The sequence below is a fragment of the Nonomuraea sp. JJY05 genome (assembly GCF_043496855.1).
In the GTDB taxonomy this organism is placed as follows: Bacteria; Actinomycetota; Actinomycetes; order Streptosporangiales; family Streptosporangiaceae; genus Nonomuraea.
On sequence record NZ_JBIEIS010000024.1, the window covers coordinates 35,939 to 59,909 of the forward strand.

The following is a 23,971-nucleotide window of genomic DNA, read 5'->3' on the forward strand; positions in this document are numbered from 1 at the left end:
CTCACGACGTGAGCTGGGCCGGGCGAAGGCGCGGGAGGCGCAGCCGGGGCCTGCCGGGCCGGCCCAGGGTGATGAACGCCTCGGCCTGCAACGCCGAGACCCCGATGCGGGGCAGGTCGCGGGCGTTCGGATAGACCACGAAGCGGGGCTCCCAGATCGGCCGGAACTTGGCGTTGAACCGATACAGCGACTCGATCTGGAACCAGTGCGACAGGAAGATCAGCATCGCCCGCCAGGCCCGCAGCACCGGTCCGGCCCCGAGGCGCTCCCCGCGGGCCAGGACCGCGCGGAACATGGCGAAGTTCAGTGAGACCTGCGCGATGCCCAGGGCGGGCGCCGCCTGGAGGGTCTTGGCGATCAGGAACTCGTTGAGCCCCGGCTCGGCGCCGCGGTCGCGCCGCATCAGGTCGAGCGAGATGCCGTGCGGCCCCCACGGCACGAAGTGCAGCACGGCCTTGAGCTCCCCGTCCTTGTGGGCGGTGGCCACCAGGCACTGGGAGTCGGCCGGGTCGCCGAAGCGGCCGAGCGCCATGGAGTAGCCGCGCTCGGTCTCGGTGCCGCGCCAGGAGTCGGCCGCCTGCCGGATGCGTTCGCGATCCTGGGCGGTCAGGTCGGCGGTGCGGCGCACATGGCACGTGTAGCCGTTCCGCTCGGTCCTGTTGACCATCTGGCGGACGTTGCGCATGGCGCGGCCCTCCAGCGTGAAGTCGGCGACCTCGACGATGGCCTCGTCGCCGATCTCCAGCGCGGACATCCTGGCCTCGCGCGTCCACACCTCGCCGCCGGTCTCGCCGCAGCCGATGACGGCGGGCACCCAGGCGTGCCGCCTGGCCTCGTTCATGAACACCTTGATCGCCGCCGGCCAGGCCTCGCGGTCGCCGATCGGGTCGCCGCTGGCCAGCATTACCCCGGACACGACGCGATAGGCGATGGCCGCCTTCCCCGAGGGGGAGAACAGCACGCTCTTGTCCCGCCGCAGCGCGAAGTAGCCGAGCGAATCGCGTTCGCCGTGCTGGGCGAGCAGGGCGCGCAGGCGCCGCTCGTCGTCCTCGGTGAGCTCGGCGGCCGGCCGCTCGGGGCGCAGCGCCAGGTAGAGCGTGGAGACGGCGGTGAGCGTGCCGAGCGCGACCAGGGAGAAGTAGACCAGGTCGGAGACCCGTTCGACGGTGAACGTGACCGGGCCCTCGATCCCGAACAGGCCGAGGAGGACGTGTTCGAGGCGGTCGAGCACGCTGGGATCGCCCACGATCACGTGGGGGCGGGCGCTGACGATGAGATAGCCGAGGCCCACGTCGATGGCGCCGAGCACGAGCAGGTTGCCCAGGGCGCGCCAGCGCGAGCGCGGGTCGGACAGCGCGGAGAACTCGGCCCTGCCCCACACGAGCAGGGCCAGCAGGGCCAGGCTGATCACGGCGGAGGCCGGGCGCAGGTGGACGAAGCTCACGGCGGCGCTCACCGGGAGCAGCACCACGACCGCGCGCCAGGCCCGCACCTTCCCTCGGCGCAGCGCGTGCGCGAGCATGATCAGCATGATGCCGACGACCAGGGAGGACGCTCTGGCGACGGTCGTGACGATGCCGGGCAGAAGATCCGTCCACTCACCCATGCGGCTGTGCTCGAAACGGGGGAACACAGCCTTGCTGATGTCCAGCAGGCCGACCACCAACGACGCGTAGGCGGCGACGGCGGGAATCCAGGAGCGCTTCACACTCCGAAATTGAAGACCCGGCCGGGTAATCTCCATGTTAACTCCCTGCTTACGGCCCTCCCTGTATCCAATGCCTCATGGGACTGAACTCAATCGGCCTGCTGGTCACCTTCTCGGTGCTGGCGGTGGCGGCGTTGGCGACGACGGTCTGGCAGTGGCCGCGGCTGAGCGCGGCGCGCTGGGGCGCCGTGCTGGGCCGGGTGGGCGCGCTGGCCGTCTGCCAGGCGTTCACGCTGGCCGCCCTGGGGCTGGCGGTCAACCAGTACTTCGCCTTCTACAGCTCCTGGAGCGATCTCCTGGGCACCGACACGGCGACGGCGCCGATCACGGTCGCCGCCTCAGGGCTGCAGGTGCTCAGCACCCGTTCGGTCCCGGGCGGGCGGATCGAAGAGGTGATCATGCCGGGGCCGTCCACGCGCCTGAGCGAGGAGGCGTACGTGTTCCTGCCCACGGCGTATCTGAAGCACACCACGGAGCGCTTCCCCGCGATCCTCGCGCTCACCGGCTACCCGGGTGACCCGCGCAACCTCATGACGCGGCTCGACCTGCCGGGCCGGATGGCCAAGGCGATCGCCCAGCACCAGGTCAAGCCCACGGTCCTGGTCATGATGCGGCCCAGCGTGGTGCTGCCGCGCGACACCGAGTGCGTGGACGTGCCGGGCGGGCCGCAGGTCCAGGCGTACTTCGCGAACGACGTCAAACATGACATGACCACTCACTACCGGGTGGCGGAGGGCCGGGACTCGTGGGGCATCCTGGGCGGCTCGACCGGCGGGTACTGCGCGCTCAAGATCGTCATGAGCCATCCCGACCAGTTCTCGGCGGCGGTCTCCCAATCGGGCTACTTCAAGACGATCGTCGACGGCACCACCGGCGACCTGTTCCACGGGGACAAGTCGGTCGAGCAGCGCAACGATCTCATGTGGCGGCTGGCCAACCTGCCCGCGCCCCCCGTGAACGTGCTCGTCACCAGCAGCCGGAAGGGGGAGAGCGACTATCCGGCGACCATGAGGTTCCTGAGTGCGGTGAAGCCGCCGATGCGGGCGTCCTCGCTGATCCTGCCCAGCGGCGGGCACAACTTCAACACCTGGAACCGCGAGCTCCCGCAGGCCCTCCCGTGGCTGGCCCAGCAACTCGTGGCGTGAACGGGTCAGCGGCCCGAGGGGCGCAGGAGGCGCAGCGCCTTCTCCTTCTCGAAGTCGAGGGCCCGGCGCGGCACCTGGATCCGCCCGATCCGTATCCCCAGGTCGCGGACGGCCGCCGCCACCGTGGGCTCGCTGAGCACCCGCAGCGCGAACGCCAGCTCCGCGGGCGAGACGTCGAACTGCTTCTCCAGCTCCACCCCCTGCGCGACCGCCGCCAGCTCGTCGGGCCCGAACCGCCGGTGCGCCCCCTGCTCCCGCACGGGCGGCAACAGACCGAGCGCCTCCCGATACCGGAGCATTCGAGGGGACATGCCGAGCCGCTTCGCGGCCTCCGTGATACGCATTCTTACATTCTTACGTCAGTTTCGACCGCCCCGAGATGCGCACCCCTCGAAGGGCCGCCTAAACTCGTCGGGACAACCATCAGTGACGCGAGGGGAAACCCGATGGACTTCAAGGTCGCAGACCTTTCACTTGCCGACTTCGGGCGCAAGGAGATCCGGCTCGCCGAGCACGAGATGCCCGGCCTCATGGCGATTCGCAAGGAGTACGCGGCCTCCCAGCCCCTTCGCGGCGCGAAGATCATGGGCTCCCTGCACATGACGATCCAGACGGCCGTCCTCATCGAGACGCTCGTCGCGCTCGGCGCCGAAGTCCGCTGGGTCAGCTGCAACATCTTCTCCACGCAGGACCACGCCGCCGCCGCGGTGGTCGTCGGCCCCAACGGCACCACGGACGACCCGCAGGGCGTGCCGGTGTTCGCCTGGAAGGGCGAGACGCTGGAGGAATACTGGTGGTGCACCGAGCAGGCCCTCACCTGGCCCGGCGGCGACGCCCCCAACATGATCCTCGACGACGGCGGTGACGCCACGCTGCTGGTGCACAAGGGCGCCGAGTACGAGAAGGCGGGCGCCGTGCCGGCCGCCACCGCCGAGGACCCGGAGGAGTGGCACGTCATCATCGACCTGCTCACCCGCACGGTCGGCGACGACAAGCGGTGGACCAAGATCGCCGAGAGCATCAAGGGCGTCACCGAGGAGACCACGACCGGCGTGCACCGTCTCTACGAGATGCACAAGAACGGCCAGCTCCTCTTCCCGGCCATCAACGTCAACGACTCGGTCACCAAGTCCAAGTTCGACAACAAGTACGGCTGCCGCCACTCCGTCATCGACGGCCTCAACCGCGCCACCGACGTGCTCATCGGCGGCAAGGTGGCCGTGGTGTGCGGCTACGGCGACGTCGGCAAGGGCTGCGCCGACGCGCTGCGCGGCCAGGGCGCCCGCGTCATCGTCACCGAGATCGACCCGATCTGCGCGCTCCAGGCGGCCATGGACGGCTTCCAGGTGACCACGCTGGACGAGGTCGTCGGCATCGCCGACATCTTCGTGACCGCCACCGGCAACTTCAACATCATCACCGCCGCCCACATGGCGAAGATGAAGCACCAGGCGATCGTCTCCAACATCGGCCACTTCGACAACGAGATCGACATGGCCGGCCTCGCCAAGCTGCCCGGCATCGTCAGGAACACCATCAAGCCGCAGGTCGACGAGTGGGTCTTCGAGGACGGCCACTCGATCATCGTCCTCGCCGAGGGCCGCCTGATGAACCTCGGCTGCGCCACCGGCCACCCGAGCTTCGTCATGTCCAACTCGTTCACCAACCAGGTGATCGCGCAGATCGAGCTGTTCACGAAGACGGCCGAATACCCGATCGGCGTCTACACGCTGCCCAAGCACCTGGACGAGAAGGTCGCCCGCCTGCACCTCGACGCCCTGGGCGTCAAGCTCACCGAGCTCTCCAAGGAGCAGGCCGCCTACATCGGCGTCCACGTCGAGGGCCCCTACAAGTCCGACCACTACCGGTACTGATCTTCTGCTTTCGGCAAGCTCCGGGAGGGGTTTCTCGCCTCCCGGAGCTTTCCGCTATACCCCGTCGTCTTTTACGGCCAAGCACGGCGGGCCGCACGCGCCGACGTCGGTGGCCGTCCGTCATGGCCGGTCGTGAAGGCTCACGGGTCGCTCGCCGTGACGACGCGTATTCTTGGCCGTCTTCTTCGCTCAAAGGGCTGGCATGGATCTCTGGGAAAGTGGCGAGCGGCAGATCTCCTGGGCCGCTCGTTCGATGCCGGTGTTGACCGCGATCGGGGAGCGGTTCGGCATCGAACGGCCGCTGGACGGGCTGAAGATCGCCGCCTGCCTGCACGTCACCGCCGAGACGGCCGTACTGATGGGGGCCCTGAAGGCGGGCGGGGCCGAGATCGCGCTCGCCGCGTCCAACCCCCTGTCCACGCAGGACGACGTGGCCGAGGCGCTGCGTGCCTACGGGATCGCCGTGCACGCGCGGGCCGGCGTCGATCGGGCCACCTACTACCGGCACATCCACCAGGCGCTCGACCTCGAGCCCGACCTCGTGCTCGACGACGGGTGCGACCTGGTGAACATTCTCCACACCGAACGTACCGACCTGCTCGAACACGTCACGGGCGGGTGCGAGGAGACCACCACCGGGATCATCCGGCTGCGGCAGATGGCCGCCGAGGGCGCGTTGAAGTTCCCCGTCGTGGCGGTGAACGACACGCGGACCAAGCGCATGTTCGACAACCGCTACGGCACCGGGCAGTCCACGCTGGACGGCATCATGCGCGCCACCAACGCCATGCTGGCCGGGCGCACGGTGGTCGTGGCCGGGTTCGGGTTCTGCGGGCGGGGTGTGGCCGAGCGGGCCAAGGGGTTCGGCGCGCGAGTGATCGTGACCGAGATCGACGCGGTGAAGGCGCTCGACGCGACCCTCCAGGGGTACGAGGTGCGGCCCATGGCGCAGGCGGCGATGGCCGGCGACCTGTTCGTCACCGTGACCGGCAACCGCGACGTGATCAGGGCCGAGCACCTGTCGGTCATGAAGGACGGCGCGATCCTGGCCAACGCCGGGCACTTCGACGTGGAGATCGACGTGCGGGCGCTGGACGAGCTGGCCACCGAGGTGCACCGCGGGGTGCGGCCCAACACCGACGAGTACCTGATGCCCGACGGCCGGCGGCTGCTGCTGCTCGCCGAAGGGCGGCTGGTCAATCTCACCGCCGCCGAAGGCCATCCCGCGGCCGTCATGGACATGTCGTTCTCCGCGCAGGCCCTGGCCGTGGCCTGGCTGGTCGGCGAGCGTTCCCGCCTCGACCCCGGCGTCTACGACGTTCCGGAGGAGATCGACCACGAGGTCGCCAAGCTGAAGCTGGCCGCGGCGGGGATCGGCATCGACGAGCTCACCCCTGAGCAAGAGGAGTACCTGCACTCCTGGAGGGTCGGCTCCTAGACGGGCTCCAGCGCGCTGTGGGGTTGGCGTGGCTGGTGATATTCCAGGATGATCGGATGATCCTGGTATGTCCAGCGGTGGAGAAAGGGTCTGCTGCGTGAGTCCGTCCCCCAAGTTCCTTCCGAAGGCAGGGTTCGTCTTCTCCGCCGCCGGTGTCGCCGGCGTGGTCCTGCAGATGCTGTCCGTCGTTTACCCCGACGGAGACCCGGCCAAGGCGCGCGAGGCCGCAAGCCTGTTGCGGCAGCTGGCCACGCGGGTGGACGTCAGCCTGGACGACGTGGAGGAGGTCGCGCGCACGGTGTGGCGGCCGCCCAGCTCCGGCGCGGGGATCGACGCCTTCAGGAAATACTTCAACGAAGAGGTCGGGCCCTATCCGCCGCACGTGTCCGCGTACCTCCGAGGGCTGGCCGACGCGGTCGACGACTACGCGGACATGCTGGAGCAGACCCAGCACGCGCTCAGGACGATGGCAATGATCCAGTGGCTCGAGCTGCTGATGTTCTTCTGCTGGCCGGCCATCGACAAGAAGGTCCAGACGCTGATCAACTGGGCGATGCGCAGGAAGCAGGCGGGGCTGCTGCTCAGGATGTTCAATCATGCGGTGGGCAAGCGCTTCATCTACGCCGTGGGCGGCAGCTTCGCCTACACGGTCCTCGACCAGCTGCTCGTTGACGGGATCAAGGGGCTGAGAGGCGAGGACATGGGGTCGATGGGTGACCGCGGCGAGTACATGTTCAAGAATTTCGCCGCGGCGATGGTCTTCTACCACGTGGATCCCGCCAACTTCGGAAAGGCCGCGAACCTGCTGCCGAAGAACAAGGCGGCGTCGAACGCCATCGTGTTCCTGACCGGGTCCTCCATCTTCACCACCACGGCGAACGCGCTCAACCGGCCCGGCGACGTGATCGACGATCCGGTCAGCCTGTTGCCCACCTGGGAGCAGATGCTCGCCAAGCTGGGCGTCGCCGCCGGCCAGGACCAGTTCAGGCGCTGGCGCGGGTACTGACCGCCGGTGCATGTGGCTAGTCCTCGCTGAACCGCCTGACCTCGTCGGCGAACGGGGTCAGGCCGTCCGTCAACGTCCCGGCCAGCTGCCTGGTCAGGTCGGCGGCGGCGTCGCTCGCGGCGGCGAGCACCGCCTCCGCCAGCGCGTCCGCGCCGAGCCGCATCGCCCGCGGGTCGATGCGCAGGCCGCCGAGCGCGCCGCTGGGCAGCACCTCGGCCTTCACCTGGCCATTGGCCGCCTCACCGCGGCCGCGGATGTCGTTGAGGCTCTCGCGCAGCTCCTGCAGCGGCCGGACATCGGCCTGGAACTGGGCGAGAAGGCGCTGCATCTCCTCGTCGAGGAAGGGGGCGCCGTCGTCTGGTGTGGGCATCGGGTCTCCGAACAACGTCAAGGGGTGAACTTCTTGTCCGACTTCGAGTACTCGGGCGGGTCGGACACTTTCGGCAGGGATTCGATGGTCGCCCAGTGCGCGACGTCGAAGCCGGTCTTCATGCCGGCCAGCCGTTCGGCGACCTCGGGATAGACGTCGCGTAACGCGTTGACGTACGTCTCGGCCTTCTTCAACGCGGTGGAATAGCCCTGTCTGAAGGTGTTCGCCGTCTCATCCGTGCCGGCGAAGTCGCCCAGGGCGGCGATGGCGTCGAGAATCCGGCGGGCGTCCCTCGCCAGCTCGTCGTGCTCGGCGACGAATCCGCCGGCCGCCGTGGTGAAGGTGCTTCCGCGGACATCGGTGTTCGGCATGCCCGGGCGTTGAAGGCCGGGGGAGCTCGGCGAAGGGGTGGGGAGGGGGAACGTGGGAACCGGCGATGCCCCAGGCGGTCTGGTGGGTGTCGGTGTGGGCGTGGGGGAAGGGCTTGGCGACGTCGGGCTTGGGCTCGGCGTCGGGGTCGTGGGGCTCGGAGTGGGCGTGGGGCTCGGAGTGGGCGTGGGGCTCGGGAACGTCGGGCTCGGGCTGGGCTCCGAGGTCGTGGGGCTGGGCGAGGGTGTTCCTGTGGGGCTCGGTGTCGGCGTTCCTGTAGGCGTGGGGGTAGGAGCGGGCGATGCGGATGGAGCGTTTGAATCTGCCATAGACGTAACATTCTCCTCACACATTGCATGCACTACCTGCAGGGATAGTGTAGTTTAGCGCTGGGACGAGGCCCTCGTCCTCACCGTCCCCGCCCTCCTAGAGGGCGGACTGCATCTGCTGCATGCGGCGGATCTCGGCGGTCTGCGTCACGCTGACGTCGCCGGCCAGCTCCTCGATCCGGATGTGCGAGCCGCTCGTCAGCACCTGCTCCGACATCTTGATCGCCCCCAGATGGTGGTTGATCATGAGCTCCAGGAACATCCGGTCGAAGTCCTTGCCCTTGGCCGCCTTCAGGGCCTCCATCTGGGCGGGCGTGGCCATTCCCGGCATGCCCTCGTGCGCGGCGTGGTGGTCGGGCACCGTCTGCTGCTGCTCCCGCAGCCACGTCGTCATGAACTGGATCTCCGGCCCCTGGGCGTCCTTGATCCGGCCGGCCAGGTTCTTCAGCTGGGCCGACTCGGCCCGGCTGGGGGCGAGGAGCGACATGTCCAGGGCCTGGCGGTGGTGGACGATCATGTCCTGGACGTACTTGATGTCGGCCGCGTTGGCCGTGGCCGAGGGGACGGCGGTGGCGGCTTCGCTCGGCGCCAGCGTCCTGGCCTGCTCCCCGGGGCGGCCGGGAGCGATCACGGGCGCGGTCGAGTCGGCCCGTGGAGCCGGCGGCGGGGAGGAGGAGGTGCAGCCGGAGAGGGCAACGACCGTGCCCATGACCACAATGAGCGCGGCGCGCACCCACAACCTCCCTGACTGACTCGGTCGAGAATGCGCACTCTAGGTCATAAGCGGACAAAGCAAAAGAGGGTGAACAGGAACAAAATTTGACAAGTTGTCGGCTTGGCCAGTCGATGGAGGAAACGCGAGGATGGCGTAGATTTATGCCCCCTTTATAGGAGGATTGCGAGTGTTCACCCTCCGCAGGGCCCTCACCCTGGTCGCGGCGGTCGTGGCGATGGCCGGCACCGTCTTACCGGCTCAGGCCGCGGACATCCCGGCTCCTGGCGAGATCGTCATGAGCCCCAACATCAAGCACGTCACCAACGTGCCCAAGCCCGAGGCTCTGGCCGACATCCACACGGACATGGCCTTCCAGGGCGACTACGCCTACGTCGGTAACTACTACGGCTTCTCGATCTACGACATCAAGCGTCCGAAGCGGACGTCGCTGGTCAGTTCGGTCGTCTGCCCCGGTGGCCAGATGGACATGTCCGTCTACGGCAACCTGCTCTTCGGCTCCGTGGACTCCTCGCGCAGCGACGACTCGTGCAACAGCACCTCGCAGCCCGCGTCGGTCAAGGAGTCGTGGGAGGGCATCCGGATCTTCGACGTCTCCGACAAGGCCAACCCGAAGTACATCAAGTCGGTCGAGACCAACTGCGGCTCCCACACGAACACGCTCGTGCCCGACCGCAAGCGCGAGAACGTCTACATCTACGTCTCGTCCTACAACCCGAACGCCACGTTCCCCGACTGCCAGCCGCCCCATGACCTGATCTCGATCATCAAGGTGCCGCTGCGCGACCCGACGGCCGCCACCGTGATCGCGACGCCGAACCTCTTCCCCGACGGCGGCTACGGCGGCGTCCAGCTGCCGTACCCGGACGGGAAGTCCGCCACCACCGGCTGTCACGACATCACGGCCTACCCGGAGAAGGGCATCGCCGCGGGCGCCTGCATGGGTGACGGCATCCTGCTCGACATCCGCAACCCCGAACAGCCCAAGGTCACCGCGACCGTGCGCGATGAGACGAACTTCGCCTTCTGGCACTCGGCCACGTTCAACAACGAAGGCACGAAGGTCATCTTCACCGACGAGCTCGGAGGCGGTACCAGGGCGACCTGCAACGAGGCCATCGGCCCGAACCGGGGGGCCAACGCCTACTACGACATCGTGAACGGGCAGCTCCAGTTCAGGAGCTACTTCAAGATCGCGCGCCACCAGGCCGACACCGAGAACTGCGTGGCGCACAACGGCTCGCTGATCCCGGTCAAGGGCCGCGACATCATGGTGCAGGCGTGGTACCAGGGCGGGATCTCGGTGGTGGACTTCACCGACTCGGCCCACCCGCAGGAGATCGCGTTCTTCGAGCGCGGTCCCGACAGCACCGCGCCGGCGCTCAGCGGCGGCTTCTGGTCCGCGTACTACTACAACGGCTACATCTACGGGTCCGACTTCAACCTGGGCCTGGATGTGCTGAAGATCAACGACTGGCGTACCGACCGGGCGAACGGCGTCAAGATGCGCTCACTCAACGCGCAGACCCAGACGTCGTATCCCGAACACGGCCACTGATCACCGGGCGGCGAGGACCCCGACCGGGTCCTCGCCGCTTTCAGTTATCCGGACCTATCAATAAGGAGTCCCGGAGTGTCCAATCCGCGCCGTGCCCTCGTCATGGCCGCGGCCGCCGTCGCGTTAGCGTTGACGAGCGTCCCCGCCCTGGCCGCCGACATCCCACCGCCCGACACCGTGGTCACCAGCCCCAACGTGACCCACGTACTGAACATCCCCAAGCCCGCCCCGATCGCCGGCACGATCAACACCGACATCGCCTTCCAGGGCGACTACGCCTACGTCGGCAACTACGGCGGCTTCTCGATCTACGACATCAGCAACCCCAAGAAGGCCAAGCCGGTCAGCTCCGTCGTCTGCCCCGGCTCCCAGATGGACGTCAGCGTCTACGGCAACCTGCTGTTCACCGCCGTGGACTCCTCGCGCAGCGACGACTCGTGCAACAGCACGGCGCTGACCGCCGACCACAAGGAGGCCTGGGAAGGCGTCCGCATCTTCGACGTCTCCGACAAGGCCAGCCCGAAGTACATCAAGTCGGTCGAGACCAACTGCGGCTCCCACACCCTGACCCTGGTGCCGGGCAAGGGCCGCGACCGGAACAAGAACGTCTACATCTACGTCTCGTCCTACAACCCGAACGCCACGTTCCCCGACTGCCTGCCGCCGCACGACAAGATCTCGATCATCAAGGTGCCGCTCAGGGACCCGGCGTCCGCGGCGGTCGCCGCCACCCCGGTGGTCTTCCCCGACGGCGGCAACGAGACCCAGCCCGGCCTGCTCCTGCCGACCAGCGGCTGCCACGACATCACCGCCTACGCCGAGAAGGACATCGCGGCGGGCGCGTGCATGGGTGACGGCGTGCTGTTCGACATCTCGGACCGGCTGAACCCGAAGGTCACGGCCAGGACCACGGACCCGAACTTCGCGTTCTGGCACTCGGCCACCTTCAGCAACGACGCCAAGAAGGTCGTCTTCACCGACGAGCTCGGCGGCGGCGGCGGGGCCACCTGCAACGAGGCCACCGGGCCGAACCGCGGCGCGGACGCGATCTACGACATCTCGAACGGGCAGTTCACGTTCAAGAGCTACTTCAAGATCCCGCGCTACCAGGCCGACAGCGAGAACTGCGTCGCGCACAACGGCTCGCTGATCCCCGTCAAGGGCCGGGACATCATGGTCCAGGCCTGGTACATGGGCGGGCTGTCGGTGTGGGACTTCACCGACGCGGCCAACCCGAGGGAGATCGGCTACTTCGAGCGCGGTCCCCGCTCGGCCGGCGGTGGCGGCGGCATCTGGTCCGCCTACTACTACAACGGCTACATCTACGCGGCCGACTTCCACGAGGGTCTCGACGTCGTCAAGGTCAACGATCCGCTCACGAACGGCGCCAGGCACGTCCGCACCGACCGGTTGAACGTGCAGACGCAGGAGTCGTACCGCAACTGGTGGCACAACTGACCGATCCGGCCATCGATCGCCTCGCTCACTGAGGCGGAGCGAACCCGCCCGGAGTCGCCCTTGGCGGCTCCGGTGCGGGTGGCCGGGGCTGGGGTTGGTAGGGCGCCGGGGGCTGGGGCTGGTACGGGCCTGGTTGGGTGTAGGGGGTTTGGGGCGGGCGGCCGTTGGCGGCGCGTTGCGCGAAACGTACCTGCTCCCTCCTGCGGCGCTCGGCCAGGACGGCGCTCAGGTACGCGTGCGGCGGCACCCCGGCGGGCGCCGCGGGCGAGACGAAGGACGCCACCTGGGTCGCGATCCGCACCCCCATCTCATGCTGGACCTGCGGTGACAGGTCGTGCCAGCGCGACAGGTACTGCCGGGCCGCCTGCGCCACCTCGTCGGGGAGCTGGGAGAGCTCCAGCGTCGCCGCCCAGGCCGCCAGCGGCGGCGGCATCACGATGAGCTGCCCGGACTCGCGCGGCGCCCGGTCGGAGATCACGATGGTGCCGGCGAAGACGTCGCCGAGCCGCTTGCCCCGCTGCGAGACCAGCGACGCGATCAGCGCGGGCGCCCCGGAGAGCATCCAGAACTCCACGACCCCGGCCAGGCCGCGGAACAGCGCCTGCCTGAAGCGCTCGGGGCTGCCGTCGTCGCTGACCACCCGGAGCCCGAGCGCGAGCTTGCCGAGGCTGCGTCCCCTGGTGAGCGACTCGAAGATCACGGGGTAGCCGACCAGCACCAGCACCATGAACACGATCATCGCGGCCCCCAGCATGGCCGAGTCCGAGATGACCGAGAACGCGCCCAAGATCGCGTAGGCGGCGATCAGCACCGTGAACTGCACGGCCATGTCGATGACGATCGCCAGCGCGCGCGAGGGCATCTGGGCGATCCGCACTTCGACGACGACCGCGTCGCCGGTCACAACCTCAGACATATGTGGAGCCTAACGGCTATGTACTGGTCTTTGAGCGGCCAGAATGTTCGGGTGGACATCGATGCGTTCGTCACAGCACACCGCCCCGTGTGGGACCGGCTCGATCACCTGGTCAAGCGCCGCTCGTCGCTGACGGGCGCCGAGGTGGACGAGCTGGTGGACCTGTACCAACGCGTGTCCACCCATCTGTCCATTGTGCGCTCCTCGTCCAGGGACGCGATGCTGATCGGGCGGCTGTCGGCGCTGGTGGCGCGGGCCAGGTCGGCGGTGACCGGGGCGCACACGCCCGCCTGGCGGGAGCTGGTGAGGTTCTTCACGGTGTCGTTCCCCGTGGTGGCCTACCGGGCGCGATGGTGGTGGCTGGGCAGCACGGTGGCGTTCGTGGCGGTCGCGTGGGTGATGGGCGCGTGGGTGGCGGCCAACCCCGACGTCCAGGCGTCGATCGGCTCGCCGGACGAGATCGCCCAGCTCGTCGACCACGACTTCGTCAACTACTACTCCGAGCACCCGGCCGCCTCCTTCGCCAGCCAGGTGTGGGCGAACAACGCGTGGGTCGCGGCGCAGACGATCATCTACTCGGTGCTGCTCGGCCTGCCGATCCCGTACGTGCTCTACATGAACGCCGCGAACGTCGGCGTCTCCGGCGGTCTCATGGCCTCCCGCGACAAGCTGGACATCTTCTTCGGCCTGATCACGCCGCACGGGCTGCTGGAGCTGACCGCCGTGTTCCTGGCGGCGGCCGTCGGGATGCGCCTGGGCTGGACGGTCATCGACCCCGGGCCGCGCCGGCGGACGGAGGCCCTGGCCGAGCAGGGCCGGGCGGTGATGAGCGTGGCGCTGGGGCTGGTCGTGGTGCTGTTCGTGTCGGGCCTGATCGAGGCGTTCGTCACGCCCTCCGGGCTGCCGACGTGGGCGCGCGTGAGCATCGGCGTGCTCGCGGAGGCGGTCTTCCTGCTGTACGTGATCGCGTTCGGCCGCCGCGCCCTCCGCCAGAACGAGACCGGCGACCTCGAACGCGCCCCGGACGTCGCCCCGACGGCCTGACGTCCCCCGACGTTCGGTGGCGCTGCTCGCCCCGACGGCCTGACGCCCCGGACCCGGCCCGTACGGCCGCCTCGCCCGTACGGCGGCCCGCCCCCTACAGCCGTCCGGCCGCCTTCAGGGCCAGGTACGCGTCCGCGAGCGCGGGGGCGATGTCCTCCGGGGGCGCGTCCACGACCTCCACCCCGTGCCGCCGCAGGCGGGCCGTGATGCGCCTGCGTTCGAGCTGGGCGTGCTCGGCCGCCGCCGCGTCGTACACCTCCTCGGCCGACGCCCGGAGCCCCGCCATGGCCGCCACCCGGGGGTCCGACACTCCGGCCACCAGCACCAGGTGGCGCGAGGAGAGCTGGGAGAGCACCGGCATGAGCCCCTCGTCCAGGGCCGCCCCGTTGAGATCGGTGAGCAGCACGACCAGGCAGCGCCGCTTGGCCCGCGACAGGATGGCCGCCACCATGCCCTGGGAGTCGGCCTCGATCAGCTCCGCCTCGATCGGCGCCATCACGTTGACCAGCGACGACAGCAGCTCGGTCCGCGACGCCCCGCTCACCCAGGCGCGTACGGCCCGGTCGTAGGCGAGGAAGTCGACCTGGTCACCGGCCCTGGCGGCCAGCGCGGCCAGCAGCAGCGCGGCGTCCATCGACCAGTCGAGCCGCGGCCAGCCGGGCGCCGGCCGCGGATCCGGCCGTACCAGCAGCCCGGCGCCGCCCGCGGCGGCCCCGGCCATGGGGATCGGCGCGTCGCCCACCCGGCCCGCCGAGGTACGGCCGGTGTCGAGCACGATCAGCACGCGGCGGTCGCGTTCCGGGCGCCAGGTGCGCACGACCACGTCGTGGCGGCGCGCCGTGGCCCGCCAGTCGATGGAGCGTACGTCGTCGCCCACCACGTACTCCCGCAGCGAGTCGAACTCCGTCCCCTGCCCGCGCACCAGCGCCGGGTGCTGGCCGTCCAGCTCGCGCAGCCGGGCCAGCCTGGACGGCAGGTGCTTGCGTGACAGGAACGGCGGCAGCACGCGTACCGACCACGGCGCCTGGTGGCTTCCCTGGCGGGCGGCCAGGCCCAGCGGCCCGAGCGAGCGCACCGTGACCGCCACGGACGAGCGGTCGCCGCGCCTCGTCGGGGCGAGCGTCACGACGATCTTGCGGCGTTCGCCCTTGGGCACGTCCAGGTCGGCGACGCGCGGCGTGGCGCCCGCCGACGGCGGCCAGGCGTCCCTGAGCGCGCCGCGCACCCGCCTGGGGCCCGGGTTCTCGACGATCAGCTCGACCGTGGCCCGCTGGCCGAGCCGTACGAGCGTGTCGCCGGAACGGTGGAACCTCAGCGGGCGCACGGCTCCGGCGAACACCAGGTCCACCACGATCGCGGCGGCCAGCAGCAGGCAGACCCCGGCCAGCGCGGCCCCGGGCTGGGGCGCCAGCAGCACCACGACGATCCCGATCGCCGCGACCAGCCCGGCCCGTCCCGTGAGAGCCATCAGCGCGGGACCGGGACGGAGGCCAGGATGCCGTCGAGCAGGCCGTCGGCGGTCGCACCCTCCAGCTCGGCCTCCGGCCGCAGCTGGATCCGGTGCCGCAGCGCGGGCCTGGCCAGCGCCTTGACGTCGTCAGGAGTCACGTACGGGCGCCCGGACAGCCACGCCCACGCCCGCGAGGCCGCCAGCAGCGCCGTGGCCCCACGCGGCGAGACGCCGAGCTGCAGCGACGGCGAGTTTCTGGTGGCGCGGGCCACGTCCACGATGTAGCCGAGCACCTCGGGCGCCACGTGCACCTTGGAGACCGCCTCCCGCCCGGCCGCCAGGTCGTCGGCCGTGGCGACGGTCTTGACCTCGCTCAGGTCGCGCGGGTCGAAGCCGCGGGCGTGCCGTTCGAGCACCGAGATCTCCTGCTCGCGCGGCGGCAGCGGCACGGTCAGCTTGAGCAGGAACCGGTCGAGCTGGGCCTCGGGGAGCTGATAGGTGCCCTCGTACTCGACGGGGTTCTGCGTCGCGCACACCACGAACGGCTCGGGCAGCCGCCGCGCCGAGCCCTCGACGCTGACCTGCCGCTCCTCCATCGCCTCCAGCAGCGCCGCCTGGGTCTTCGGCGGGGTGCGGTTGATCTCGTCGGCGAGCAGCAGGTTCGTGAACACCGGCCCCTCGCGGAACTCGAACTCCGCGGTCTTCGCGTCGTAGATCAGCGAGCCGGTCACGTCGCCCGGCATCAGGTCCGGCGTGAACTGCACCCGTTTGAAGTCAAGGGCCAGGGCGGCCGACAACGTACGCACCATCAACGTCTTGGCCACGCCCGGCACGCCTTCGAGCAGCACGTGCCCCTTGCACAGCAGTGCGATGACCAGCCCCGTCACCACCGCGTCCTGGCCGACCACGGCCTTGGACACCTCGGCGCGCAACGCCCCCAGCGCCTCCCTGGCCGAGTCGCCGAAGCCCGTGACGCGGAACGTCTCCTCAGAGTTCACTGACCTGCCTTTCGATGAAGTCCAAATATCCGGCCAACCCGACGAGCCCGGCGTCGTCCACCGGCGGCGGCCCGTAGAGCGCCGCGCCGACCTGCTGGGCGTCCTGGCCGGTGCGGGCGGCGAGCGCCGCGACGACCTCGTTCGGCCCGGCCCCCGATCCGAGCCCCAGCCTGGGCGTCAGCCGGTCGATCGTGCCCTCGCGCAGCGACTCCGCCGCCCGCCGGCGCGCGCGCCTGGCCCGGTAGAGCCGGCCGCGGCCCTCGACGGTCTCGGCCGCGCGCACGACGACAGGCAGCTTCTCCGTCACCACCGGGCCCAGCCGCCTGCCCCGCCAGAACGCCGTGACGGCCAGGGCGATGAGGGACATGTAGACGGTCCAGCGGATGCTCTCGGGCATGAGGTCGTACATCGACTTGCCGCGCTCGCCCGGCAGCTCGGCGATCGGCGGCGGGGTCGCGGGACGGACCAGCCAGGTCACGGGCCTGCCGGTGCCGATCAGGTTGAGCGCGAGCGCGGCGTTGCCGTCCTCGGCCAGGCGCAGGTTGGTCATGAAGGCGCCGTCGCCGACGAGCGTGGTGACGCCGCCCGCGTTGGGGAAGCTGACCAGCGTGTAGCCGTCGCCGGCCGGGTAGCAGCCGGTGGCCCCCGAGGGGCCATTGAAGACGGCGCCGCCCAGGTGGACGCTGCCCGCGGCCCGGGCGGCGGGCAGCGCGCACTCGGGCTCGCGCGAGCGCGTGCGCACCAGGCCCGGCTCGCTGCGCACACCGGGGGCGAGGGCGTCGAGACCGGGAACGTTGCCGACGATCAGCCGGTCGCCCTGGATCCGGGACAGCTCGTATTCATCGAAGTACGACATGTCGGTGATCAGCAGCAGCCGGTTGCCACCCGTGGCCTTGGCGGCGGCGGCTTCCACGGAGTCGACCCGGTCCACCGTGACACCCCGGGACCTGAGCACCTCGGCCAGCGCCTTGGAGCCCGCCAACGTGGTGTCGTCGGGGTCCAGAGCCCGCGACGGGCGCGACTCCGGGCCGAACAGGACGCCCGCGACCGCGATGACCACGATCAGGAGGCCGAGCAGGACGATGATCCGGCTGCCGCGCCAGGTGGAGCGCGCGGTAGGGGAGGTCGAGTAGGACGCGCCGCCGGTGGGCCGCGTGAGGACGCTCATGCAGTCCCACCTGCCCCGGGCCGCTCGCCCGGGGCCGCGCCGACCGGGGTCCAGGCCGTGGCCACCGCGCCGGCCCCGACCGGGACCGGGCTGGCCTGGCGGAGCTGCTCGTCCAGGTCGGCCATCGCCTCGTACGCCTCCCGCGTCCCCGTCACCCCGCCGTACGTCACGTCGTCGAACGACCGGGCCGCCGCCGCCAGCCTCGTGGCGAAGTCGGGCAGCGAGAGGGCCGCCTCGCGGGTCAGCTCGTCGGCCGTGCGCCCCGGCATGCCGTCGACGAGCGCGCGTTCCTCCAGGTCACGGGCGATGGCGCGGAGCCGTTCCTGGACGGCCTCGGTCCAGCGCTCCTCGGCGGCCAGCCCGGCGGCCGCCGCCCGGTGCTCGGCCGCCGTCATCACCCGCTCCCCGAAGAGCCCGCCCACGGCGAGCGCGTTCTTGCGGGTGGCCTTGCGGAGCTGCCACGAGATCAGCACGATCAGCGCGAGGATGATCAGCACGATGATGCCGGAGGCGATGACGCCTCCGGCGGTGCCCCCGCCCGCGGCCGTGTCCACCAGGTCGCCGAGGAACTGCATGACCCGCCGGTAGATCAGGTCGAGCAGGGACTCCTTCTCGTATGCAGGCTTGAGGAGCTCCTCCGCGGCCCGGCGCGCGGCCTCCTCCCTGTCGATCGGGCTCACGGCCTGGCGGAGTTGGAGGGGTGCCAGAGCTCGTCCGCGGAGGCGTGCACCCATCCCTGGCGCTGCTGCTCGATGGCAGCCGTCTGCAGCACGAGGTCGAACGCCTCGCTGCGCATGCGCCGGTCGGCGTAGAGCAGGCCGGCGACCCCGGCCTGGAACGGATAGGTGAGCATCGATCCGAGCGTGCCGCCGATGGCGATGAGCACGGCCGACGCGACGGTGGTGGCCGTCGATCCCGCGCCGAACATGCCGAACAGCGTGCCCGCCAGCGTGAAGGGCACCGACAGGATGCCCGCCACGAGCCCGACCAGGATGGACGTGAGCAGCAGGATGCCGAAGACGCGCCAGAAGTCGCCGCTCACCAGCTGCCACGAGCGCCGCATCGCCTCGATCGCCCCTCTGCTCTCCAGCACCACGATGGGCGAGGCGAAGGCGAAGCGGGTCGTGAAGAACAGGTAGTAGCCGAGGTAGGCGACCATGAACAGCAAGGTCAGCCCGAGGACCATGCCTGCCCCGCCGGAGGAGGAGTTCATCGCGATCACCACGATGAGCAGCACCATCACGACCAGCGGCACCAGCATGATGACGGCCATCAGCGCCACGACGCCGAACAGCGCGGGCACCCTGCCCTTGACGAGCTGCCACGCCTCCTTGGCGGTGATGCCGCCGCCGAAGACGGCCCGGCCGAGGATCCTGGTCAGCACGCCGGTCAGCAGCGTGACCACGACGAACTGGACCGCGTACGAGATGAGCGTGCTGCCGTACTGGGCGGCGATGCCGTACACGCCGGTGAGCCCGTCGGAGGAGATGTACGCGCTCTCGGGGTCGTCGAGCGCGCCGCTCATGGTGTCGAGCACGAACGCCTGGCCGACGGCCAGGGGCACGGAGGCGAGCAGGGCGGCGACGGCCGACAGGCCGAGCACGGCCTTCGGGTTGGACCGGATCAGCTTGATCGTGCCGTCGAGGATGTCACCGAGGCCCAAGGGGCGCAGCGGGATGATCCCCGGTCTCAGCGCCGGCGGGGGCGGCGCGTAGCCGTAACCGGGCTGAGGATGCGGATGGGGCGGATAGGGTGTTTGGGGCCCGGGTCCCAGTGGCTGAGGTTGCTGAAGGGGCTCCCCGTACGGCTGCCCGTAGGGCGTCTGCTGCGGCGCGCCTGGCGCGGTCCACGGGGAGGCCGGCGGGGCGCTGTAGGGCGGAGGCTGTTCGGCCGACCAGCCTGATGGCGTCTCGGGCGGGGGACCGTGACCGTCTGACATATCCCAATCCTGGCATGCTGAACGGGGCATTGGTGTCGCTGAGCGCATTCGCCGTCGCATCCTTGCCGTATTCCGCGGCGAATCCGGTCAAGGTTCAGGGCCAGGGGATGGCAGGAAGTTGCTCTGTTACCGCAGACTTGAGATTGCGGTCGCAGGGGGCGAACCTAAAATTCGCCTTTTGCATGGCTCATGTCACACTCATGGGCCGACCAAGGGTAACCTTCAGCGATCGTGCGGGTATGTCCCACAATGCGTAGAACGAATGAGGGGCCATGAAAGGTCGCGTGCTGGTCGTCGATGACGACGCCGCTCTCGCCGAGATGCTGGGGATCGTCCTGCGAGGGGAAGGCTTCGAGCCGTCTTTTGTCTCCGACGGCGACAAGGCCCTCGATGCGTTCCGGGATACACGCCCGGACCTGGTCCTGCTCGACCTGATGCTGCCGGGGGCGGACGGCATCGACGTCGCGCGCAGGATCAGGGCTGAGTCGGGAGTCCCGATCGTCATGCTCACGGCCAAGAGCGACACGATCGACGTCGTTCTCGGCCTGGAGTCGGGGGCCGACGACTACATCGTCAAGCCGTTCAAGCCGAAGGAGCTCGTGGCCCGGGTACGGGCGCGGCTTCGCCGCACCGACGAGCCGACGCCCGAGATCCTCCAGATCGGCGACATCACCATCGACGTGGCCGGGCACTCCGTCAAGCGGGGCGAGGAGACGATCAACCTCACGCCGCTGGAGTTCGACCTGCTGGTGGCGCTGGCCCGCAAGCCGCGCCAGGTGTTCACCCGCGAGGTCCTGCTGGAGCAGGTCTGGGGCTACCGCCACGCGGCCGACACGCGGCTGGTCAACGTGCACGTGCAGCGGCTCAGGGCCAAGATCGAGAAGGACCCCGAGCACCCCGAGATCGTGGTGACGGTCCGCGGCGTCGGCTACAAGGCCGGCCCCGCCTAGTCCACGACTCGTCCTGCCATGCCCCCGGCGAAGAAGAAGCGTTCCCGCCGACGGACATTCCGCCAGATTCTCGGCGGCGTTCGCCGGCGGGTGCGCCGTGCGGCAGGCAGGACACGGAGCGTGTGGCGACGGTCGCTCCAGCTCCAGGTGGTCACCAGCACGCTGGTGATCTCCGTGATCGTGGTGGTCGTGCTGGGCACGTTCCTGTCCGAGCAGATCAACCGGTCGGTCGTGCAGAGCAGCCAGCGCTCCTCCGCCAGCGAGGCGTTCGCCGACCGCCTCCAGATCGCCGACGCGCTGGCGCCCGAGACCGACGACCCGACCAAGCCCGACAGCGGCAAGAAGGGCTCGGCCAACCCGCTCGACGACGTCATGGACATCGTCACCGGATCGGGCGAGAACGGCTCCAAGAAGCGCTACGACGTGCTGATTCTCAACAAGGCGATCCCCGGCCAGTCGCGGGCGTCCGGGGGCGTCGTGCCGTCCAACGTGCCGGAGAGCCTGCGGCACAACGTGCAGAAGAAGACCGTCGGCTCGATCGAGAAGATCAAGTTCGTCGGCGAGAGCCAGCCCAGGCTCACGTACGTGGTCGGCGGCACCGTGCACGTGCCGTCCAGCGGCCAGAGCTACGAGGTCTACCACTTCTTCCCGTTCACGGACGAAGAGGAGCTGCTGTCCAACGTCCGGCTGGCCATCGTCGTGGTCGGCCTCGGGCTCGTGCTGCTGCTCGCCGCCATCGCGTACCTGGTCGCCCGCCAGGTCGTCGCCCCCGTACGGCTGGCGCGCCAGGCCGCCGAGCGCCTGGCCTCCGGCAAGCTGGACGAACGGCTCAAGGTGCGCGGCGAGGACGACCTGGCCCGCCTGGCGAACTCGTTCAACGAGATGGCCGCCAACCTGGCGCTGAAGATCCACCAGCTGGAGGAGCTCTCGCAGGTCCAGCGGCAGTTCGTCTCCGACGTCTCCCACGAGCTGCGCACGCCGCTGACGACCGTGCGCATGGCCGCCGACCTGCTCTACGACGCCCGCGAGGACTTCGACCCGATGGCCGCCCGCTCGGCGGAGCTCATGCAGGCCCAGCTCGAACGGTTCGAGTCGATGCTGGCCGACCTGCTGGAGATCAGCCGCTACGACGCCGGCGCCGCCACGCTCGACCTCGACCCCGTGGACGTGCGCGACGTGGTCCTGCGGGCCATCGCCGACTCCGAGGCGCTGGCCGAGCGGCACGCGACCCGCTTCGAGCTCCGGCTGCCCAACGAGCCGTGCATGGCCGAGATCGACAACCGCCGGGTCGAGCGGATCCTGCGCAACCTGCTGTTCAACGCCATCGAGCACGGTGAGGGCAGGGACATCGTGGTCACCGTCGGCGCCGACCGGGACGCGGTCGCGGTCGCCGTGCGCGACCACGGGATCGGGCTGAAGGGCGGCGAGGACACGATGGTGTTCGACCGCTTCTGGCGGGCCGACCCGTCGCGGGCCCGGACCATCGGCGGCACCGGGCTCGGGCTGGCGATCTCGCGCGAGGACGCCACGCTGCACGGCGGCTGGCTGCAGGCATGGGGGCAGCCGGGGGAGGGCTCGCAGTTCCGGCTGACGCTGCCGAGGACGGCCGGGGCCGACCTGAAGGGCTCGCCGCTGTCGCTGGTGCCGCCGGAGATCGAGATGCGACGTACGTGGCGCACGGCCATGACGCCGGTGCTGCTGCCGGCCTCGGCGGACGGGGCCGACCATGACGACGACTAGGCGGTGTGAGCGGATCTGGCGGCTCGGCGCGGTGTTCGCGATCGGGGTCGCCGTGGTCTGCGCGAGCTCCGGCTGCACCGTGATCCCCGTGACCGGTCCCATCACCGTCAACGAGGCCGGCAGCGGCGACCCGCTGAGCAAGCCGTTCCACCGCATGATCGCCTTCCCGCCCGACAAGACCTGGAACGAGGAGCAGACGATCAGGGGTCTGCAGGCGGCCATGGCCGCCTACGCCGACGACCCGACCATCCTGCCCCAGTACCTGACCCAGGAGGCGCGGGCGAAGTGGAGCGCCGCGGGCCCGGTGACGGTCGTCGACGACGCGTTCGAGATCGTGCCTCCCGCCGAGCGCGAGGCGACGGCGCCGGTGGAGAAGGTCACGGTCAAGGGCCGGTGGGTGGCGCGCATCAAGGAGGACGACTCGTACGCCCCCACCGCCGGCCCCTGGGAGGACTCCTTCGAACTCGTGAAGGCGGAGGGCGGCGGTTACCTGGTCAAGAGCCTGCCCAACGGGCTGCTGCTCACCAACTCCGACGTGACGCGCGCGTACCGGGCCACGAACCTCTACTACCTGAACGGCAACAGCCCGAACACGCTGGTCGTGGACCGCGTACGCCTGCGCCTCAAGCCGACGGAGACGTACGCGCAGACCATCCTGCAGCGCCTGCTCAAGAACCCCACCTCGGCCCTGCAGGGGGCGGTGACGACGAGCTTCCCGCCCGACACCAGGATCGAGTCGATCAGGTCCGGCGAGGACCGCGTGGTGATCAACCTCGCCGGCCCCCTCGACACCCTGGACCTGAGCGCCGAGGACTCGCTGCGGGCCCAGATCAGGTACAGCCTGAACAAGAACGAGATCGCCAAGGGCCGCGTCATCGAGATCCAGGTGAACGGGGAGTCCTACTCCATCGACCGGCCCGACTCCGACGACGACTGGCTGGACGCCACCAGCGACGCCGCGTACTACATCAGCAAGGGCGCCGTCCACTACATGAGCAAGGACGGGCCCGCGGGCGCCGTGCCGGGCCCGGCGGGGCAGCAGCGCGACGGCTTCCACGACTTCGCCCTGTCCAAGGACGGGGGGTACGTCGCCGCGCAGACCTCGACCGGCATCTCGGTGGCGGCGCTGACGCAGTCGGGGCGCTGGCAGGAGGTCATACAGGGCAAGCTGACCCCGCCCACGTGGCACCGGGACGGGTCCCTATGGACCTACGACCAGACGAACGGCGCCCTGCTCCGGTACGACCCGATGAGCGGGAAGGGCCCCCAGCGGATCTCCGCGCCCAAGCTGACCGGGCTGGACGTCACCCGGCTCAGGATCGCCAGGGACGGCGTGCGGGTGGCGGTCACCACCGGGAAGAACACGGTCCAGATCGGCGCGCTCACCGGTGGGGCGGCCGGGACGATGCTGGGCAACTTCCAGGCGCTGACCACCACCGAGGGGGGAAACACGATCCTCGACGTGGCCTGGGAGGATGACGAGCACCTGCTGGTGCTGGTGGAGGGCCAGGCGGGGCAGGTGCTCAACGAGATCAACGTGGGGGACGGGGAGATCGTGGGGGTGCCCTTGAAGGAGCCGCTGGAGTCGGTGGCCGCGGTGAAGGACCGCGTGCTGGCGGAGGCCAAGACGGCCAAGGGCAACCAGATCATGGAGCTCAGCCAGGACCGGCAGTCCTGGACCACCAAGATCGAATCCGGCGCCAGCACCCCGCTCTTCCCCCTGGGTTAGCCGTTCGCCTGGGTCGGCCGTTCACTCGCTCCGGGTCGGCCGTTCGCCT

The 23,971-nt window shown here is 69.9% G+C and carries 22 protein-coding genes; 11 read left to right on the top strand and 11 right to left on the bottom strand.

Going from position 1 to position 23,971, the window contains the following annotated elements; genetic code table 11:
* Position 1: 1 nt before the first annotated feature.
* Positions 2-1,708 carry a phosphatidylglycerol lysyltransferase domain-containing protein gene (locus ACFKCF_RS33605; RefSeq protein ID WP_394499303.1) on the bottom strand — a complete coding sequence of 569 codons (1,707 nt, stop codon included), beginning with the start codon at positions 1,706-1,708 and terminating at the stop codon, positions 2-4.
* A 77-nt stretch (positions 1,709-1,785) separates the two neighbouring features.
* Here ACFKCF_RS33605 and ACFKCF_RS33610 point away from each other — a divergent pair, with 77 nt between their 5' ends.
* Positions 1,786-2,853, top strand: a complete 1,068-nt coding sequence (locus ACFKCF_RS33610) for an alpha/beta hydrolase (protein ID WP_394499304.1) — start codon at positions 1,786-1,788, stop codon at positions 2,851-2,853.
* Positions 2,854-2,858: 5 nt separating this feature from the next.
* Here ACFKCF_RS33610 and ACFKCF_RS33615 read toward each other — a convergent pair whose 3' ends face one another.
* Entirely contained in the window at positions 2,859-3,197 is a 339-nt protein-coding gene (locus ACFKCF_RS33615) for a MerR family DNA-binding transcriptional regulator (RefSeq protein WP_192790205.1), read from the bottom strand.
* A gap of 102 nt (positions 3,198-3,299) precedes the next feature.
* Here ACFKCF_RS33615 and ahcY point away from each other — a divergent pair, with 102 nt between their 5' ends.
* The 3 genes from ahcY to ACFKCF_RS33630 all read left to right on the top strand — a co-directional run bounded on the left by ahcY (position 3,300) and on the right by ACFKCF_RS33630 (position 7,171).
* Positions 3,300-4,727, top strand: coding sequence for an adenosylhomocysteinase (ahcY, locus tag ACFKCF_RS33620; RefSeq protein WP_394499305.1), 1,428 nt, complete (start codon positions 3,300-3,302; stop codon positions 4,725-4,727).
* Between the two features lie 202 nt (positions 4,728-4,929).
* Positions 4,930-6,165 (top strand): adenosylhomocysteinase, encoded by a 1,236-nt coding sequence (locus ACFKCF_RS33625; RefSeq protein ID WP_394499306.1) that lies wholly within the window; start codon positions 4,930-4,932, stop codon positions 6,163-6,165.
* 97 nt (positions 6,166-6,262) lie between these two features.
* Positions 6,263-7,171, top strand: a complete 909-nt coding sequence (locus ACFKCF_RS33630) for a hypothetical protein (RefSeq protein ID WP_394499307.1) — start codon at positions 6,263-6,265, stop codon at positions 7,169-7,171.
* Positions 7,172-7,187: 16 nt separating this feature from the next.
* Here ACFKCF_RS33630 and ACFKCF_RS33635 read toward each other — a convergent pair whose 3' ends face one another.
* Both ACFKCF_RS33635 and ACFKCF_RS33640 read right to left on the bottom strand, forming a co-directional pair.
* Positions 7,188-7,541, bottom strand: coding sequence for a YbaB/EbfC family nucleoid-associated protein (locus tag ACFKCF_RS33635; protein ID WP_394499308.1), 354 nt, complete (start codon positions 7,539-7,541; stop codon positions 7,188-7,190).
* A 17-nt stretch (positions 7,542-7,558) separates the two neighbouring features.
* Complete coding sequence (locus ACFKCF_RS33640) at positions 7,559-7,912, bottom strand: hypothetical protein (protein WP_394499309.1); 354 nt, start codon at positions 7,910-7,912, stop codon at positions 7,559-7,561.
* A 65-nt stretch (positions 7,913-7,977) separates the two neighbouring features.
* Here ACFKCF_RS33640 and ACFKCF_RS33645 point away from each other — a divergent pair, with 65 nt between their 5' ends.
* Positions 7,978-8,190 (top strand): hypothetical protein, encoded by a 213-nt coding sequence (locus ACFKCF_RS33645; RefSeq protein WP_394499310.1) that lies wholly within the window; start codon positions 7,978-7,980, stop codon positions 8,188-8,190.
* Between the two features lie 146 nt (positions 8,191-8,336).
* On the opposite strand, the gene ACFKCF_RS33650 is transcribed toward ACFKCF_RS33645, so the two are convergent.
* Positions 8,337-8,972: a DUF305 domain-containing protein gene (locus ACFKCF_RS33650; protein WP_394499311.1), complete on the bottom strand. Its 636-nt coding sequence runs from the start codon at positions 8,970-8,972 to the stop codon at positions 8,337-8,339.
* Positions 8,973-9,141: 169 nt separating this feature from the next.
* Here ACFKCF_RS33650 and ACFKCF_RS33655 point away from each other — a divergent pair, with 169 nt between their 5' ends.
* Positions 9,142-10,530, top strand: coding sequence for an LVIVD repeat-containing protein (locus tag ACFKCF_RS33655; protein WP_394499312.1), 1,389 nt, complete (start codon positions 9,142-9,144; stop codon positions 10,528-10,530).
* 75 nt (positions 10,531-10,605) lie between these two features.
* The gene (locus ACFKCF_RS33660) at positions 10,606-11,988 is read left to right on the top strand and encodes an LVIVD repeat-containing protein (RefSeq protein WP_394499313.1); all 1,383 of its coding nucleotides are present in this window, start codon (positions 10,606-10,608) and stop codon (positions 11,986-11,988) included.
* Between the two features lie 25 nt (positions 11,989-12,013).
* Here ACFKCF_RS33660 and ACFKCF_RS33665 read toward each other — a convergent pair whose 3' ends face one another.
* Positions 12,014-12,904, bottom strand: coding sequence for an RDD family protein (locus ACFKCF_RS33665; RefSeq protein ID WP_394499314.1), 891 nt, complete (start codon positions 12,902-12,904; stop codon positions 12,014-12,016).
* Between the two features lie 51 nt (positions 12,905-12,955).
* On the opposite strand from ACFKCF_RS33665, the gene ACFKCF_RS33670 reads away from it, so the two are divergent.
* Positions 12,956-13,948 carry a stage II sporulation protein M gene (locus tag ACFKCF_RS33670; RefSeq protein ID WP_394499315.1) on the top strand — a complete coding sequence of 331 codons (993 nt, stop codon included), beginning with the start codon at positions 12,956-12,958 and terminating at the stop codon, positions 13,946-13,948.
* A gap of 94 nt (positions 13,949-14,042) precedes the next feature.
* Here ACFKCF_RS33670 and ACFKCF_RS33675 read toward each other — a convergent pair whose 3' ends face one another.
* Genes ACFKCF_RS33675 through ACFKCF_RS33695 form a run of 5 tightly spaced genes read right to left on the bottom strand, consistent with a single transcriptional unit; the run spans position 14,043 to position 19,227 of the window.
* A complete protein-coding gene (locus ACFKCF_RS33675) occupies positions 14,043-15,416 on the bottom strand; it encodes a DUF58 domain-containing protein (RefSeq protein ID WP_394499316.1) in 1,374 nt (457 codons plus the stop codon).
* On the bottom strand, positions 15,416-16,396 hold the full coding sequence (locus tag ACFKCF_RS33680; protein ID WP_394499317.1) for an AAA family ATPase: 981 nt from the start codon (positions 16,394-16,396) through the stop codon (positions 15,416-15,418). The genes ACFKCF_RS33675 and ACFKCF_RS33680 overlap by 1 nt, the downstream gene beginning before the upstream one ends.
* Positions 16,386-17,564, bottom strand: a complete 1,179-nt coding sequence (locus ACFKCF_RS33685) for a DUF4350 domain-containing protein (protein WP_394499318.1) — start codon at positions 17,562-17,564, stop codon at positions 16,386-16,388. The genes ACFKCF_RS33680 and ACFKCF_RS33685 overlap by 11 nt, the downstream gene beginning before the upstream one ends.
* Positions 17,561-18,244 carry a DUF4129 domain-containing protein gene (locus tag ACFKCF_RS33690; RefSeq protein WP_394499319.1) on the bottom strand — a complete coding sequence of 228 codons (684 nt, stop codon included), beginning with the start codon at positions 18,242-18,244 and terminating at the stop codon, positions 17,561-17,563. Before ACFKCF_RS33690 ends, ACFKCF_RS33685 begins: the two co-directional genes overlap by 4 nt.
* Positions 18,241-19,227, bottom strand: coding sequence for a glycerophosphoryl diester phosphodiesterase membrane domain-containing protein (locus ACFKCF_RS33695; RefSeq protein ID WP_394499320.1), 987 nt, complete (start codon positions 19,225-19,227; stop codon positions 18,241-18,243). The genes ACFKCF_RS33690 and ACFKCF_RS33695 overlap by 4 nt, the downstream gene beginning before the upstream one ends.
* Positions 19,228-19,775: 548 nt before the next feature.
* Between ACFKCF_RS33695 and mtrA the strand changes: the two genes are divergently transcribed.
* Genes mtrA through ACFKCF_RS33710 form a run of 3 tightly spaced genes read left to right on the top strand, consistent with a single transcriptional unit; the run spans position 19,776 to position 23,922 of the window.
* Positions 19,776-20,453 carry an MtrAB system response regulator MtrA gene (gene mtrA, locus ACFKCF_RS33700; protein ID WP_043620615.1) on the top strand — a complete coding sequence of 226 codons (678 nt, stop codon included), beginning with the start codon at positions 19,776-19,778 and terminating at the stop codon, positions 20,451-20,453.
* Positions 20,454-20,471: 18 nt separating this feature from the next.
* Complete coding sequence (gene mtrB / locus ACFKCF_RS33705) at positions 20,472-22,193, top strand: MtrAB system histidine kinase MtrB (protein WP_394499321.1); 1,722 nt, start codon at positions 20,472-20,474, stop codon at positions 22,191-22,193.
* The gene (locus ACFKCF_RS33710; protein WP_394499322.1) at positions 22,180-23,922 is read left to right on the top strand and encodes an LpqB family beta-propeller domain-containing protein; all 1,743 of its coding nucleotides are present in this window, start codon (positions 22,180-22,182) and stop codon (positions 23,920-23,922) included. Before mtrB ends, ACFKCF_RS33710 begins: the two co-directional genes overlap by 14 nt.
* The last annotated feature ends 49 nt before the right edge of the window (positions 23,923-23,971 follow it).